This is a genomic window from Prochlorococcus sp. MIT2304 (assembly GCF_059772405.1).
Map to the genome: position 1 here is coordinate 47,761 of NZ_CM186286.1, position 15,480 is coordinate 63,240.

Here is a 15,480-nt window from a genome sequence, read left to right on the forward strand (position 1 = left end):
TTGGTTTATCCAAAGGATAAATCTTTCTTTTTTCATGAATTAAATGCGAATACTTTTTGCTGCTGCTGAATGCGCTCCAATGATAAAGGTTGGAGGTATGGGTGATGTTGTTGGTTCATTACCTCCTGCGCTTAAAAAACTTGGACATGATGTTCGATTAATAATTCCAGGGTATGGAAAACTATGGGCTTTGATGGATATTGCTCCTGAACCAATTTTTCGGGCCAATACAATGGGTGTTGACTTCGCTGTTTTTGAAACAAGGCATCCCTCTAATGGGTTGCCAATTTATTTGGTTGGACACCCATGTTTTGACTCTGAGCGAATTTACGGAGGAGAAGATGAAGATTGGAGATTTACTTTTTTTGCCAGTGCAGTATCTGAATTTTCTTGGAATTCATGGAAACCACAAGTCCTCCATTGTCATGATTGGCATACTGGAATGATCCCAGTTTGGATGCATCAAGATCCTGAAATCAGCACGGTATTTACTATTCATAATCTCAAGTATCAAGGACCATGGAGATGGAAACTTGATCAGATAACTTGGTGCCCTTGGTATATGCATGGTGACCACACCATGGCATCAGCTATGTTGTATGCCGATAGGGTGAATGCGGTTTCTCCTACTTATTCAAGGGAAATAAGAACATCTGAATATGGAGAAAAATTAGAGGGACTTTTAAATTATATTTCTGGAAAATTACGTGGAATATTAAATGGAGTTGATTTAGATGAGTGGAATCCAGAAACGGATAATTCATTGCCAGCAAGATTTAGTGTAGATAATATCTCTGGTAGAGCAATTAATAAAAAAGTCCTTCAAGAAAGAATGGGACTTGAAGTGAACCCAGATAAATATCTTATGGGAATGGTTGGCAGACTTGTTGATCAAAAAGGTATTGACCTTTTACTACAGGTGGCTAATAGGCTTCTCTCTTATACTGACTCTCAGGTCGTTGTTCTTGGCACAGGCGATCGATATTTAGAATCAGCTTTGTGGCAACTTGCAATTGAGTATCCCGGTCGTTTTTCTGTTTTTCTTACTTATGATGATGCATTGTCACGTCTAATCTATGGAGGTGCTGATGCATTCCTAATGCCTAGTCGTTTTGAACCATGTGGTATTAGTCAATTGTTAGCTATGCGTTATGGTGCTATTCCGATCGTTAGAAAAGTAGGTGGTTTGGTTGATACAGTAGAGCCTTATAATCCGATGAATGAAACAGGTTCCGGATTTTGTTTTGATAGGTATGAACCAATTGACTTCTATACAGCATTAGTTCGTTCCTGGGAAGCATATAGGCATCAAAAAAGTTGGAAGGAGTTACAAGTAAGAGCAATGTCAAATAAATATAGCTGGGATAGATCCGCGAAGGAATATGAATCGATGTATAAAGATGTTTGTGGAATTAAGGAGCCTTCTCCAGATGCAGCAGAGGTTGAAAAGTTTTCTTATGGCCAAGAAGCAGATCCTTCAAGAAAAGGAAAAAAAATAACATCAAAGTAATTTTTGAGGATTTAAATTATTTTTCTTCTGTTCATATTTGCATGGATATTACTTTTAAGGACTTAACACAACTATGGGGGATGCCAGCCAATCAAAAGGAAACAGACCTTGATTTGCCAGTTGGTCGTATATCTACTGATTCGAGGACAATTGAAAAAGGTGATTTCTTTGTCCCTTTAGTAGGGACCTCATTTGATGGCCATGATTACTTAGATATGGCTTTTGCTATTGGTATACAGGCAGCTATAGTTTCAGAACAATTTCATGGTTTTGTCCCAAATGACCTGCTTCACTGGGTAGTCCCAGATACTCTTTACGCCTATCAACAGATAGCATCGCTGCATCGGAGGAATTTAAATCTTCCTGTAGTTGCTGTTACTGGTTCTGTTGGTAAAACAACTACAAGAGAATTGATTAGGGCAATACTGTCTCCTCTTGGTGAAATTGTTTCAAGCAGAGGGAATGAAAATAATGATGTAGGTGTTCCAAAAACACTGCTTAGAGGTTCTGCAACAGATGCTGCATTTGTTCTTGAAATGGGTATGCGTGGTTTCGGTCAAATTCAACGTCTATCTCGAGTTTCTGAACCTGATATTGCTGTAATTACAAATATAGGACAAGCTCATATTGGTATTCTTGGAAGTAGAGAAAATATTGCAAAAGCGAAGTCGGAAATCACTTCAAGCCTAAGTCCAGATGGCGTTGTGATTATTCCTTTCGGTGACAAACTTTTAGAAAAAGCTTTATTAGAAAAATGGTCAGGACGTATTGTTCGACTTGCAATAGAGGGCTTTTCTCTGAATTGGTTAGATTGTAATGATGAGTATTTCCCTTTTCAAGATATTGAGCCAGATTATATTGCTCAAGTTGATATGCAAAATAATTTCATGCTTTTTGAGGGAAGTAAATTTAAATTGCCCCTTGAAGGAAGACATAATGCTATGAATTTTTTTATGGCATTGACCGTTGCAAGAGAATTAGGACTATCAATAAAGAATCTTGATCAATTAAAATTAAATATGCCCATGGGAAGAAATAGCTTGGTTGATTGTGGTCAATATTTAGTTTTAGATGAGACTTATAATGCATCTCCTGAATCTGTTATGGCTTCTTTAGAGTTATTAGTAAGCAAGCCTGGTAGACATTTTGCAGTTTTAGGTACGATGCTTGAACTGGGCTCTGAGAGTGCTTTACTTCATCAGAAAGTTCTTAAAAGAGCTATTGAATTAGGCCTTATGGGAATTGTTTTTGTCTCTTGTGATGAGGAAACTACTATCATAGAAAATACAATCAAAGAATTACCAAATCATAGTGTTGTTAGAACGCCAAGAGATGCTGCTAACTCACTATTATCTTGGCTTTTACCGGGAGATAATATTTTAATTAAAGGTAGTCGTAAGTTAGAATTGGAAAAAGTATTACCTTATTTACAGCAATAAGGTCGTTGTTGTAGTTAATTAGTCTTACTTCTAATAATTGCTTTTGACCTCTCAACGACTAAACTTTTATCAGGAACATCTTTGCTTATAGTTGATCCCGCACCTATTGTTACGTGTGATCCTATCTTGATTGGTGCAACTAGAACTGAATTAGCACCGGTTTTTGAATAATCATCAATAATTGTTTTATGTTTATTCTTGCCATCAAAATTAGCTGTAATAGTCCCTGCTCCAATATTTATATTCTTTCCAAGAGCTGAATCACCTAAATAGCTTAAATGATTGATTTTTGTTCCTTCACCAATAGAACTTTTTTTTATTTCTACAAAGTTCCCTATTTTAGAATTATCACTTATTTTTGATTCTGGCCTTATGTGAGCGAAAGGACCTATGGATGTATTGTTCCCAATCTTGGCTTCATTGATGAATGACTGAATGGCTAAAACATTTTCCGCAAGTATTGAATTTGTTATGACACTACCTGGTCCTAAATGACACCCATTGCCAATGTTACATTTACCACGAAGATGTGTTTGTGGCTCAATAATTACGTCTGTTCCAAAAATAGTATCCTCACTCAGCGAACAGCTAATAGGATCAACGAATGTAACTCCTTTTCTCATCCATGAGCATTTAAGTTTTTTTTGGATGAAGTGTTCGCATTCAGAAAGTTGAATTCTATCATTAATCCCCTTGATTTCAAATGGATTGTCTACTTTAAAATGCAATGCTTTTTTGAGTAAACTTATTGTGTCTGTCAGGTATATTTCATTTTGATTGTTTTTGTTAGATAATAAATTTAAAACATCTAATAATTCCCGCCAATTAAAACAATAAATACCTGCATTTATTAATTTATTTTTTCGCTGTTCATTAGTGCAATCTTTCTCTTCGATGATTCGTTTCACTAGTCCAGACTCATCTGTGAATACTCGCCCATATCCCTTTGGAGAGTCTAATTTTGCAGATAAAAAAGTTACACTCGCATTAGATTCTTTATGAAATTTTAAAAGCGAACTTAGAGTTTTTTCTTTTAGCAGTGGAACATCGCCATTTAATACTAAAAGTTCTCCATTAAATCCTTCTAATCTTGGCCTTAATTGTTGGATCGCGTGTCCAGTACCATTTTGAGGTTGCTGAAGAACAAAATCTAACTCCTTATGATCTTTTAAAGAGTCCTCTACTAAGTTGGCTTGATGTCCTACAACTATTAATTTGTGGTTTGGCTTGAGCCCTTGAGTGCAAGACAAAACCCTATCAATAAGTGATTTTCCAGCTAAAGGGTGAAGAACTTTAGGCAGATTACTTTTCATTCGCGTACCTTTCCCAGCCGCTAAAATTGCGATGGCAAGCATTGGAGTCCTTTTTTGAAGAAATCTAATCGCTTTATAACTATTGCGCAGTATTCCATCGTTTTCTCCATGAGGAAGTGCTTATTAATTGACTTTTAGATTGTTCTTTTTCTCTAGTTGAAATAATTTCTTTACAGCTTCCTTTCCCTGTTGGATCTCTGTAAGGAATTGACGAACGAGTGGCAAGGTGTTCTATTTCCATGGTGCTTAAGTCTTTAAACTGACAATTTCTTGAGATATTATGTTGTTCTATTTTCTTTTTCATAGCAACTGTCCCTGAACTCCATTTGTGTTGGTCATCGATAGAGGGAGCTATTGAATAGATTTTCAAACCAGCTCTTATTAAGCTGGCTCTGATGGAGGCAGCAGTTGAATATGTGATCAAGCGTCCTTTTACAGATAACCTTTTGGTTAATAAAGAGATGAATTCCTCACTCCATAGCTCGGGACACTTTTGTGGAGAAAAAGGATCAAGAAGAATTAAATCAAACCGTAAAGAATCTCGTATTTCATAAATCTTTTGTCTTGCATCTCCCCAATGAATACTTCCTTCGCTAAAACCATCAGTCCATTTACCTGATGTTTTTAAGCAATTAAAAAAATGCAAAACTTTTGGAGACCAAATTCTCTGAAATTTTTTTTCATTAAGAGCAAGACTTAGAGGCCTTTGGTCAATCTCGAGCCCATGCCATTCAGTCTGTATGTTACTTTGAAATAATCTTTCGAGAATACATCCAGTGTTATACCCCAATCCCAAGCAAACATCTAAAACAACTATCTTTTTTGTGGTGGAAAATTTTTCTAATTGAGCGGGTAATAAATATTTGGCGATTGACTCTCTTAGCGCTCCGTCTTTATCATGAAACCCTTCTTCATAGTTCAAGCTATAAAGACTTAAACTACCATCTTTTGTCGTATGTATTTTGAAATCATTCAATTCTAAGAAATGCTATTTTTTTTGTTGAAGTCTCAAAAGGTCATTCCAAAAATCAGGGTATGAGATTGCGGCAGCTTCACTACGTCTTAAGGTCGAATTAGAACTAGCCATTATCGATGCAATAGCTAAACTCATGGCAATACGGTGATCATCTTCGCTATCAAGCTCGCATCCTTTTAAATTATTCCCTCCATAAATAGTTAGCCCATCTTGATATTCATCTACTTTTGCTCCCATTCTTTGTAATTGCCTGGCCATTACTGCTAAACGATCAGTCTCTTTGACTCTCAATTCACTTGCTCCTTTGATTTGACTAGTACCGTTACAAAAACATGCTGCTACAGATAATATAGGTATCTCGTCTACTAGTCGAGGCATTATCTCTCCATCAATTTTAAATGGTTTCAAGTTTTCTTTGTGGTAAACTTCAATGTCTCCCACGGGTTCACCGGCCACATCTCTTTTGTTTATTACATTGATATTTGCTCCCATTGTTTCTAATACGTCAAGTATTCCAGTTCTTGTAGGATTTAGACCAACATTTTCAATGATTAATTCTGATCCGGGTATGATACTAGCTGCAACCAGCCAAAACGCGGCAGAGCTAATGTCACCTGGGACTATAATTGATTGACCTTTTAGATCTTTCCCCGGAGAAACAGTTATATGTCTACCCATTTCACCACCTACTTCTAGGTTGGCTCCAAAGGCTTTTAACATTCTTTCGCTATGATCTCTTGATCTGGCAGGTTCAATAACAGTAGTTGAACCTTCTGCATTAAGAGCAGCAAGTAGGATTGCGGATTTTATCTGAGCACTTGCTACTGGAGTGCCAATTACGGCACCTCTTAATTTCCTTCCAATAATTGATAGAGGCGCGAGATCTCCCCCACGTCTTCCAGAAATATTGGCCCCCATCATTTTTAACGGTTGTCCTACCCTTTTCATTGGCCTGTTCCGAAGCGATTTATCTCCTGTAAGAATGAAATGATGATCTTCTTGGCCAGCTAATAATCCCATTATTAATCTCATGGTTGTTCCTGAATTTCCACAATTCAAAATATCTTGAGGTTCTTTAAAACCATTTAATCCAACGCCATTGACTTCAACAATTTCACCTTTTTTAATTTGAGTTATGTTTACACCCATTGACCTCAAGCATTCAGCGGTGCTTATGGGATCTTCTGCAGGTAATAGGCCCTCAATTATTGTTTTCCCTTTAGCAATCGCACCAAATAAAAGAGCGCGATGTGATATGGATTTATCTCCAGGTACTTTTACTTTCCCAAAGAGTTCCCCTCCTTTTTGAAGATTTCTTAAAGACTGATCTTTCGTGGGAACTTTCAATTAAAAAACAATCAATTTTCTTTATTTTATTTATCGAGATGCTTAATTTCTTATTTATGAATTGTTTATTTGTTTTTGACGCATTAGTTCATCGATGACATAACCAAATAATTCAGGACTGGGTTGAGTGTTTTCTATCTCGGATAATCCTAGCTCCGCCCATCTTTCATCAACTTTGTCTTCAAGTTCTTTCGGTCTTGTTAATGGTTTTCCCCACTCATGGTTTTTTTCTGGACCAATTTTTGTCGTTGCATCAATAGCTAATCTTCCTCCTAGGCCAATGTTCTCACTTGCGAAGTCAAGGGAATCAAAAGGAGTATTTTCGAGAATGAATAAATCTCTTTGAGGATCAACCTGACTAGATAAGACCCAAACAACTTGTCTAGGATCTCTTACATTAATAGTTGAGTCGACAACAACGACAAATTTTGTATAAGTGAATTGGGGTAATGCACTCCAAAAGGCCATTGCAGCTCTTTTGGCTTGTCCTGGATACGCCTTATCAATTGAGATAACGGCTAATTTATAACTCAAGGCTTCCATTGGAAGGAAGAAATCAACAATTTCGGGGATTTGTTGCTTAAGTATTGGTGTATAAATTCGATTTAATGCTATTGCCAGCATCGCCTCTTCTTTTGGAGGCCTACCACTGAATGTTGTTAAAAATATTGGTTTTTTTCTTTGGGTCATGCAGTGGAATCTTATTAAGGGTGAAGACTCAGCTCCTCCGTAAAATCCCATATGGTCCCCAAAAGGACCATCTATCATTTCTTCTCCTGGAGATATTGATCCTTCCAAAACTATCTCACTATGACTTGGTACCTGAAGATCGATGGTTTTGCATTTCGTTAAACGAACACCCTCCCCTGCATATAAACCCGCAAAAAGCCATTCACTAAGCTGCACTGGAATTGGAGTGGCTGCAGCCATAACAAGAAGTGGATGTACTCCAATTGCAACTGCAACTTCTAGTTTCTTGTTCATGGCAGCAGCTTTGCGAAGATGCCTGGCTCCTCCTCTTACACTTAACCAATGAACTGTCATGCTCTTGCTAGATTGTCTTTGGAGCCGGTAAACGCCAACGTTAGGGACGCCTGTCTCAGGATCTTTTGTTATGACCAGACCCAATGTAATAGCTCCTCCTGCATCCTCAGGCCATGGTCGTAAAAGCGGTAAATGATTTAGATCCAAATCTTTTTCACCTATGACTTTTTGATGACATGGCGGTAAGAGATCAATATCAGGACGTGCTTTAAGTAGATCCCAAGCAACTGAGGCAAAAGCTTTGGTTTCTTTAAATCCTTTTGGAGGCCTTGGCTGTTGAAGAAGTCCTAATTTTTTTCCTAAATCCTCCAATTCTTCTTGCTTTTCTAATCCCATACTCCATACAACACGCTCCATCGTCCCAAGTAGATTGACAGCAACAGGCATTGATGAACCTTTTACGTTTTCAAACAGAAGAGCAGGTCCTCCCATCCCCAAGACTCGATCACTTATTGCCGCTATTTCTAAATCACTATCAACTTCACTGCTTATTCTCTTTAATTGACCTTTGCTTTCCAAAAGAGAGAGAAAATCTCTGATGTCACGTGTAAGAGGTTCTTGACGAAATAATTTCATGAAGGTCTGCACGATTAATCTAATTATCTAGTTACTGTGACGCAAGTTCTCAGCGTTTGTGGAAATGAAACTTTCTTATTTTTCTGTAGCAGCAGATGTGCCAAGTGGAATTATCCCTGAATCTTCTGTAGTAATTGATGTGCTTAGAGCAACAACAACAATTGCCTGGGCTCTAGAAAATGGTGCTGATTCAGTACAAGTATTTGCAGATGTTGATGAACTTAAAAATGAGGCAAAGTCTTTCTCAGAAAAGGATAAAATTCTTGTAGGCGAGAGAGGAGGAAAAAAATTAGATGGGTTTGACTTGGGAAATTCTCCATTAGGAGTTTCAACTGAAAATGTAAGAGGAAAAAGAGTTTTTATGAGCACTACTAATGGAACAAGATCACTTCATCGTGTTAGGGAATCCAAAAGTTTATACACAATGGCACTTCCGAACAGAAAAGCTATTGCCGAAAGATTGAAAAGTGATAATCCCAATGAAGTTTGGATTGTGGGTAGTGGATGGGAAGGCTCTTACTCTCTTGAAGATTCTTTGGCCGCAGGAGCTTTAGCCTCTCTATTAATCGATCAATTAGAGTCCGTAAGAGTATTGAATGATGAACTAATGGCCTCTATCGCATTGTGGAAAACTTGGGAGAATGATGTTGAAGGATGTTTACGTATTGCAAGTCATGGACAAAGACTTGCAGGAATAGGTAATCATGATGATGATTTCGCTTGTTGTGCCTCTTTGGACAATCTTTCTGTTATTCCAAAGCAGACTGAGATGGGCGTACTTCGCTCAAACTAACTTTTAAATTATTTTTTTTTTAACTCAGTGTCAGATTTTTTGGCTGCGGCCCTACAGCTAACCAGTACCTCAGATATAGATGCAAACCTCAATGCGGCAGAAGAACAAATTGAGTTAGCATCAAGGCGAGGGGCCGATCTTGTTGGGCTTCCTGAAAACTTTGCTTTTTTGGGTGAGGATCAAAAAAAACTTAAAATTGCATCATCAATTTATGAAAAATGTAATAGCTTTTTAGTCACAATGGCTAGAAGATATCAGGTTGTTTTGCTTGGAGGTGGTTTTCCTGTCCCTGCTGGTGATGGAGAAAGAATTTTAAACAGAGCAGAATTATTTGGAAAAGATGGTCAATCCTTGGCTAGATATGACAAGATCCATTTGTTTGACGTTGATCTTCCTGAGGGTAATACGTACAGAGAATCTGAAACAATTGTATCTGGAGGTCAATCTCCACCTGTTGTAGATGTTCCAGGCCTTTGCAAAATCGGATTGTCTATTTGTTATGACGTAAGATTCCCTGAGCTTTATCGAGATTTGGTCAATAAGGGTGCAGATTTACTAATGATTCCCGCTGCTTTCACTGCTTTTACTGGTAAAGATCACTGGCAAGTATTACTCCAAGCAAGAGCTATAGAAAATACTGCTTATGTTGTTGCACCAGCCCAAACTGGTCGCCATTATGGCAGAAGACAAAGTCATGGGCATGCAATGGTCATTGATCCATGGGGGACAGTCCTTGCAGATGCAGGGGTGGTTCAGGGAGCAGCAATAGCACCTGCTGACCAAAAAAGAGTTGAGAGGATCCGAGGACAAATGCCTAGCCTAAAACATCGAAAAACAGAGCTTTTTATTTGATGTTTAAAGATCAATCTTTAAAGTCAAAATTAGCTTTTTTTACAGGATTTGTTTTTTGTTCCAACCTTTTTATTCCTTTACCAATAAGATCTGCCAGTGCACTTGCAGCTTGGGCTTTGACCGGTAATGGAAGCCTGAAATTAAGAACTTCTTCTGGGGCTAACTTAGATGCTTTTTATCAATCATCAACTACAGATATGGGTGAAAGAGTATGGATAGACTTTCCCGGAGAATTAAGCAGACCAAGAACTATTAAAGGCAATGGATCAGTTAAGGAAATTAGACTAGGTAAGCCTTCAAAGGGTAAAACAAGGCTTGTTATAGAATTCAAACCATCAGTTGAATTAGAACACTCAAAATTACGATTAATTGGTACTTCTCCAAACAATTGGGAGTTGAAATTAGTTGGTTTAGAAAGTAATTCTTTTCGTTCTATAGAAGAAGGTAATATCTTAAGAAATTCCATAAAGAGAACTTATGAAGTAATAAAGAATGAAGATTTTGATATTTCCTCCTTGCCTAATGTTCCGTATGGAAAGTATAAAGTTGTTCTCGATCCAGGTCATGGTGGAACAGACCCTGGAGCTGTTGGAATAAATGGGTTACGAGAGACTGATATTGTTTTAGAGGTCTCGAAAAGTGTTTCAGGATTCTTATCAAAGAAAGGGGTTAAAACATTACTCACTAGGAACTATGAGAGAACATTAGACTTGCAACCAAGAGTTACTAAAGCCAATAATTCAAAAGCAGATGCTTTTGTAAGTATTCATGCAAACGCAACAAGAGGGAGGCGGAGAGATGTAAATGGTTTAGAGACTTATTATTACTCTGGTTTTAGAGGCTATTCTCTGGCAAAAAATATTCAAAAACAGATTTTAATTTTTTCTCCTCAAAGCCCTGATAGGGGAGTTCGCAGATCTCGTTTTTATGTTATTAGAAAAACTTCTATGCCCGCAGCTTTAGTAGAGATTGGATTTGTTACTGGTATGTATGATGCAGATTTGTTACGTCAAAAAAGTTACAGAGATAAAATGTCTTTTGCTATTGCGAAGGGAATACTTAATTATCTCAAAGTTACGAATTAAATATGCGTCTTGGATTATTTGATAGTGGTGTTGGGGGCTTCACGGTCTTAAAAAAGGTGCTCGAATTATGTCCAAATTCTTCATTTATATATTTTGCTGATACGGCAAGACTTCCTTATGGATTGAAGACAACCTATGAGATTATGCAAATTGCTGAAGAAATATCGTCTTGGTTTAGTCAGCAAAATATCGATGCTTTTTTGGTTGCTTGTAACACAACTAATGCAATAGCATTGGATTTGCTTAAGAAGAATTTAGATGTTCCTGTTTTTGACTTAATTGGCTCTGCAGCCTCAACTATCCAAGAATCAAGGGTGGGTGTTATTGCTACCCCATCTACAGTAAGAACAAAGGCTTACACAAATGCGATTTTAAAATATAAGCCAAAAACTTTTGTAATTGAGCAACCATGTCCGGAATTTGTGCCAATGATTGAAATGGGCAATATTAATTCAGAGGATCTTACTAATGTTGCAATTGGATATTTACAGCCTCTTTTAAATCAGAAAATTGATACTTTAATTCTTGGATGTAGTCATTATCCTCTAATAACCCCTTTACTCACTAAAATATTACCGCCCAGTGTTAAATTGATAGACCCTGCTGAAGCTCTTTCTTTGAAATTAAAGTTGTTTATGGATTCAAAAATGAGCAATTTTTCAAAGAAAAAATTTTTAGTTGAATCAAAGTTTTATGTGACCTCCGATCAAAAGCATTTTCCTCTTAAAGCCCAGCATTGGTTAAACGTGTTTCCTGAAGTTAATCTCGTTTCACTGCAGAAGAAGGGTTGTGTCTCTTAATATCAAAAAGCAGAGCGCTTCTATGACTACAGCCACGGAAATTCTTCAACCTATAGAACTTGATCTAGAAGCTTTGCTTTTGGATCTACGCAGCCTCATAGGTGCTGGACACCCTATTTTGCAGGCGGCTGCAGAACACCTTTTTAGCGCAGGGGGAAAACGTTTAAGACCTGGAATCGTCCTGTTGATCTCAAGAGCCTTGACTACTGAAAAAGATCTTCCTTTGAAGCATAGAAAATTAGCCCAAATCACGGAGATGATTCATACCGCTTCCCTTGTTCATGATGACGTTGTTGATGAAGCAGATATCCGAAGAGGTGTTGAAACCGTACATAGCCGATTTGATCCGAGGATAGCTGTCCTTGCAGGGGATTTTTTGTTTGCACAAGCGAGTTGGCATTTAGCAAACCTTGAGAATTTAGATGTTGTTAAATTGTTAAGCAGGGTAATTATGGATTTAGCTGAAGGAGAAATAAAACAGGGTCTAAATAGATTTGACTCTAGTCAATCCTTTGAGGGTTATTTAGAGAAAAGCTATTGTAAAACTGCTTCCCTTATTGCTAATAGCTCAAAGGCAATTGGTGTCTTATCCGATGTGGATCAAGAGAGCTTAGATTCGCTCTATTTCTATGGAAGACAATTAGGATTAGCTTTTCAAGTCGTTGATGATATTCTCGATTTTACTGGTAATGATGAACAGCTAGGGAAGCCTGCGGCAAGTGATCTGCAAAGTGGTTACCTTACTGCGCCTGTTTTCTATGCGATGGAGGAGAATCCAGCTCTTGGCGAACTTATTAATGCTAAATTCTCCCAAAAAGATGATCTTGATAAGGCTCTTTCTCTAGTAAGGGATTCAAGCGCGATTAGGAAATCAAGAGAATTAGCAGAGAAATTTGCTTCGGAGTCTAAAGATTCAATTTCTTGGTTACCAGATTCACCATCAAAAAAAGCATTGCTTGAATTGCCTGAATTTGTTATCAGCAGGCTTTATTAATTAGAAAGTCATTTAATATTTTCTCAATTTCTTTTAGATGATTTATTTCTTTTAAATTTTTGTTTTGTTCAAAAATTTCTTGTTTCGGAAGGTCATTATTTTTTTCTTTTAAAAAGAAAACAAAACATCCCGCCTCAAGTGCTGAAGAAACTCCGGAAATTGAATCTTCAATAGCCCAGCATTCTTGAGGCGCAATATTTAATTTTTCAGCAGCTAAAAGATATGGATCAGGAGCAGGTTTCCCTCTGTAAAGTTGTTCGTCATCACCAAGAACCCTTAAAGAAAATAGATTCATCCATTTATGAGGGGAAGTTTTAATGTCGACAGATTCATTGCTGCTACTTGTCACTAATGCCATTGGGATATTGTTTTCATAACACCATTTGACTAAACTCTCTCCACCAGGCATTGCTTGCGCTGTGAGAATGAGTTTCTTTGAAATAGGTTTATGTAGATTCAGTAAGTCTTCTAATTTGACTTTCTCAGGAATCAATTTAAGCAATTCATTTGCACAATCAATTCTTCTTCTGCCTCTTAGGAGTTTTAGTTGGCTTTGAGTAAGATTTAAATCAAAAAACGCAGCGGTTTCTTTCCATGCCTGTCCATGTAAGGGTTCTGAATTAATTAAAACACCATCAAGATCAAATAAAAATGCTTTAGGAAAATTCCAATCTTTCTTCATTGTGAATTTGTTTTAAATAAGAGTTTCACTATCCAAGCCTTTTGCCCAGAAATAGCTTGAATGCAATAAATGAAAAGTTGTTTTTATCTTTCATGAATTCAGACAATTCTAACTCTATTGAGTCTGTTCTTCACGAACAGAGAGTTTTCCCTCCCTCTGAAGATTTTGCCAGTAAAAGTAGAATCTCATCTTTTTCTCAGTATTTAACAATGTCGCAGATGGCTAAATCAGATCCAAATAAGTTTTGGGGTGATGCGGCTATAGAAGAATTAAATTGGTTTAAACCTTTTGATAAAGTACTTGATTGGTCTAAACCACCATTCGCAAAATGGTTCGAAGGAGGCAAGATTAATATTTCTTTTAATTGCTTAGATCGCCATTTAAATACTCCAACAGCAGAAAAAGTCGCATTAATTTGGGAGGGCGAGCCAGGTGATCGAAGAAAATATACTTATAAACAACTACACAAAGAAGTTTGCAAAGCCGCTAATGCACTCAAATCTATAGGTATAGGCAAAGGAGATCTTGTGGCTTTGTATATGCCTATGGTTCCTGAAGCCGCAATTGCAATGCTTGCTTGTGCAAGAATTGGAGCACCACATTCAGTGGTATTTGGAGGCTTTTCCTCTGAGGCACTTAGAGACCGACTAATTAATGGAGAAGCAAAAGCAATAATTACAGCTGATGGCGGCTTTAGAAAAGATAAGGTAATTCCTCTTAAAGATGCTGTTGACTCAGCATTGGCAGGTGGTGTCTGTCCAAAGGTCGAATCAGTAATTGTTGTTCAACGGACTAAAAAAAATATTGTCATGGATGATGTGAGAGATCATTGGTGGCATGAAGTTGTAGATAGTCAATCTGAAGAATGTCTGCCAGAGCACATGGATAGTGAGGATTGCTTATTTGTTCTATATACCTCAGGGTCTACAGGTAAGCCGAAGGGAGTGGTTCATACAACTGCTGGGTATAACCTTTGGGCTCATTTAACCTTTAAATGGATTTTTGATATTCGTGAAAATGATGTTTATTGGTGCACCGCTGATGTGGGATGGATAACTGGACATAGTTATATCGTTTACGGCCCACTATCTAATGGGGCAACTACTGTTATGTATGAAGGAGTTCCTAGGCCATCAAATCCAGGGGCTTTTTGGGATGTAATTCAAAAACATAAAATTTCGATATTTTATACTGCTCCAACCGCTATAAGGGCCTTTATGAAAGCGGGAGAAAAGATTCCTAATCAATACGATTTATCTAGTTTGAGACTTTTAGGAACTGTTGGAGAACCCATCAATCCTGAGGCTTGGATCTGGTATCGAGATGTCATAGGAGGAGGGAGGTGCCCAATAGTTGATACATGGTGGCAAACAGAAACTGGTGGAGTAATGATTAGTCCTCTCCCTGGAGCGACTTCAACCAAGCCTGGATCAGCAACTTTCCCTTTGCCTGGCATTGAAGCCGATGTAGTCAATTCAGACGGGGATTCTGTGGCTAATAATGAGGGTGGATATTTAGTAGTTAAAAGACCATGGCCTGGAATGATGAGAAATGTTTATGGAGATGAAAAAAGATTCAGAGAGAGTTATTGGGAGTATTTAAAACCTTCAGACAATAGCTACATATACTTTGCTGGAGATGGAGCTCGAAAAGATGAAGAAGGTTATTTTTGGGTTATGGGTCGAGTTGATGATGTTATAAATGTCTCTGGTCATAGGCTTGGGACAATGGAAATAGAATCAGCTTTGGTTAGTAATGAGTTTGTCTCAGAAGCTGCAGTTGTTGGTAGACCCGATGATTTAAAAGGGGAATCAATAGTAGCCTTTGTCACTTTGAAAATAGGAGTAGAAGGTGATGAAAATATTGATGCACAATTAAAAAAGCACGTTGTTAATGAAATAGGACCCATTGCCAAACCTGATGAAATTAAATTCACTGATTCTCTTCCTAAAACAAGAAGTGGAAAAATAATGCGCAGAATTTTGAGGGCACTGGCTTCGGGCGATGAAATAAGCGGAGATACAAGTACTCTTGAAGATAGATCAGTTTTAGACAAATTAAGAAGTTAA

Annotated in this window: 13 protein-coding genes; 8 read left to right on the forward strand and 5 right to left on the reverse strand. The window is 37.6% G+C overall.

Annotated features, from left to right (window positions below; all coding sequences use genetic code 11):
- Positions 1-43: 43 nt before the first annotated feature.
- Together glgA and AC6EIY_RS00235 are read left to right on the forward strand one after the other, a co-directional pair.
- The gene (gene glgA, locus AC6EIY_RS00230; protein WP_498506958.1) at positions 44-1,510 is read left to right on the forward strand and encodes a glycogen synthase GlgA; all 1,467 of its coding nucleotides are present in this window, start codon (positions 44-46) and stop codon (positions 1,508-1,510) included.
- Between the two features lie 41 nt (positions 1,511-1,551).
- A complete protein-coding gene (locus tag AC6EIY_RS00235; protein WP_498506959.1) occupies positions 1,552-2,949 on the forward strand; it encodes a UDP-N-acetylmuramoyl-tripeptide--D-alanyl-D-alanine ligase in 1,398 nt (465 codons plus the stop codon).
- A 14-nt stretch (positions 2,950-2,963) separates the two neighbouring features.
- Here AC6EIY_RS00235 and glmU read toward each other — a convergent pair whose 3' ends face one another.
- From glmU to AC6EIY_RS00255, 4 genes are read right to left on the reverse strand one after another with little or no spacing between them, the layout of a single operon-like run.
- Positions 2,964-4,304 carry a bifunctional UDP-N-acetylglucosamine diphosphorylase/glucosamine-1-phosphate N-acetyltransferase GlmU gene (gene glmU / locus AC6EIY_RS00240; RefSeq protein ID WP_498506960.1) on the reverse strand — a complete coding sequence of 447 codons (1,341 nt, stop codon included), beginning with the start codon at positions 4,302-4,304 and terminating at the stop codon, positions 2,964-2,966.
- 37 nt (positions 4,305-4,341) lie between these two features.
- On the reverse strand, positions 4,342-5,238 hold the full coding sequence (locus tag AC6EIY_RS00245) for an MnmC family methyltransferase (protein ID WP_498506961.1): 897 nt from the start codon (positions 5,236-5,238) through the stop codon (positions 4,342-4,344).
- A 12-nt stretch (positions 5,239-5,250) separates the two neighbouring features.
- Positions 5,251-6,585 carry a 3-phosphoshikimate 1-carboxyvinyltransferase gene (gene aroA / locus AC6EIY_RS00250; protein ID WP_498506963.1) on the reverse strand — a complete coding sequence of 445 codons (1,335 nt, stop codon included), beginning with the start codon at positions 6,583-6,585 and terminating at the stop codon, positions 5,251-5,253.
- Between the two features lie 54 nt (positions 6,586-6,639).
- Positions 6,640-8,205 (reverse strand): UbiD family decarboxylase, encoded by a 1,566-nt coding sequence (locus AC6EIY_RS00255; RefSeq protein ID WP_498508233.1) that lies wholly within the window; start codon positions 8,203-8,205, stop codon positions 6,640-6,642.
- A 64-nt stretch (positions 8,206-8,269) separates the two neighbouring features.
- Here AC6EIY_RS00255 and AC6EIY_RS00260 point away from each other — a divergent pair, with 64 nt between their 5' ends.
- The 5 genes from AC6EIY_RS00260 to sds are packed head-to-tail and all read left to right on the forward strand — an operon-like array spanning position 8,270 to position 12,729.
- Entirely contained in the window at positions 8,270-8,998 is a 729-nt protein-coding gene (locus tag AC6EIY_RS00260) for a 2-phosphosulfolactate phosphatase family protein (protein WP_498506964.1), read from the forward strand.
- A gap of 27 nt (positions 8,999-9,025) precedes the next feature.
- Positions 9,026-9,850 carry a carbon-nitrogen hydrolase family protein gene (locus AC6EIY_RS00265; RefSeq protein ID WP_498506965.1) on the forward strand — a complete coding sequence of 275 codons (825 nt, stop codon included), beginning with the start codon at positions 9,026-9,028 and terminating at the stop codon, positions 9,848-9,850.
- A complete protein-coding gene (locus AC6EIY_RS00270; protein WP_498506966.1) occupies positions 9,850-10,935 on the forward strand; it encodes an N-acetylmuramoyl-L-alanine amidase in 1,086 nt (361 codons plus the stop codon). Before AC6EIY_RS00265 ends, AC6EIY_RS00270 begins: the two co-directional genes overlap by 1 nt.
- A gap of 2 nt (positions 10,936-10,937) precedes the next feature.
- Positions 10,938-11,735 carry a glutamate racemase gene (murI, locus tag AC6EIY_RS00275; protein WP_498506967.1) on the forward strand — a complete coding sequence of 266 codons (798 nt, stop codon included), beginning with the start codon at positions 10,938-10,940 and terminating at the stop codon, positions 11,733-11,735.
- A 22-nt stretch (positions 11,736-11,757) separates the two neighbouring features.
- A complete protein-coding gene (sds, locus tag AC6EIY_RS00280) occupies positions 11,758-12,729 on the forward strand; it encodes a solanesyl diphosphate synthase (protein ID WP_498506968.1) in 972 nt (323 codons plus the stop codon).
- Here the strand turns inward: sds and AC6EIY_RS00285 are convergent.
- Positions 12,713-13,411, reverse strand: a complete 699-nt coding sequence (locus tag AC6EIY_RS00285) for an HAD family hydrolase (protein WP_498506969.1) — start codon at positions 13,409-13,411, stop codon at positions 12,713-12,715. The genes sds and AC6EIY_RS00285 overlap by 17 nt on opposite strands.
- 92 nt (positions 13,412-13,503) lie before the next feature.
- On the opposite strand from AC6EIY_RS00285, the gene acs reads away from it, so the two are divergent.
- Positions 13,504-15,480, forward strand: a complete 1,977-nt coding sequence (gene acs / locus AC6EIY_RS00290) for an acetate--CoA ligase (RefSeq protein WP_498506970.1) — start codon at positions 13,504-13,506, stop codon at positions 15,478-15,480.

What these genes read in the sequence shown, in the direction of transcription:
- glgA (WP_498506958.1), top strand. Translation starts at nt 44, where the DNA reads ATGCGAATACTTTTTGCTGCTGCTGAATGCGCTCCAATGATAAAGGTT.
- AC6EIY_RS00235 (WP_498506959.1), top strand. Translation starts at nt 1,552, where the DNA reads ATGGATATTACTTTTAAGGACTTAACACAACTATGGGGGATGCCAGCC.
- glmU (WP_498506960.1), bottom strand. Translation starts at nt 4,304, where the DNA reads ATGCTTGCCATCGCAATTTTAGCGGCTGGGAAAGGTACGCGAATGAAA.
- AC6EIY_RS00255 (WP_498508233.1), bottom strand. Translation starts at nt 8,205, where the DNA reads ATGAAATTATTTCGTCAAGAACCTCTTACACGTGACATCAGAGATTTT.
- AC6EIY_RS00260 (WP_498506964.1), top strand. Translation starts at nt 8,270, where the DNA reads ATGAAACTTTCTTATTTTTCTGTAGCAGCAGATGTGCCAAGTGGAATT.
- AC6EIY_RS00270 (WP_498506966.1), top strand. Translation starts at nt 9,850, where the DNA reads ATGTTTAAAGATCAATCTTTAAAGTCAAAATTAGCTTTTTTTACAGGA.
- murI (WP_498506967.1), top strand. Translation starts at nt 10,938, where the DNA reads ATGCGTCTTGGATTATTTGATAGTGGTGTTGGGGGCTTCACGGTCTTA.
- sds (WP_498506968.1), top strand. Translation starts at nt 11,758, where the DNA reads ATGACTACAGCCACGGAAATTCTTCAACCTATAGAACTTGATCTAGAA.
- AC6EIY_RS00285 (WP_498506969.1), bottom strand. Translation starts at nt 13,411, where the DNA reads ATGAAGAAAGATTGGAATTTTCCTAAAGCATTTTTATTTGATCTTGAT.
- acs (WP_498506970.1), top strand. Translation starts at nt 13,504, where the DNA reads ATGAATTCAGACAATTCTAACTCTATTGAGTCTGTTCTTCACGAACAG.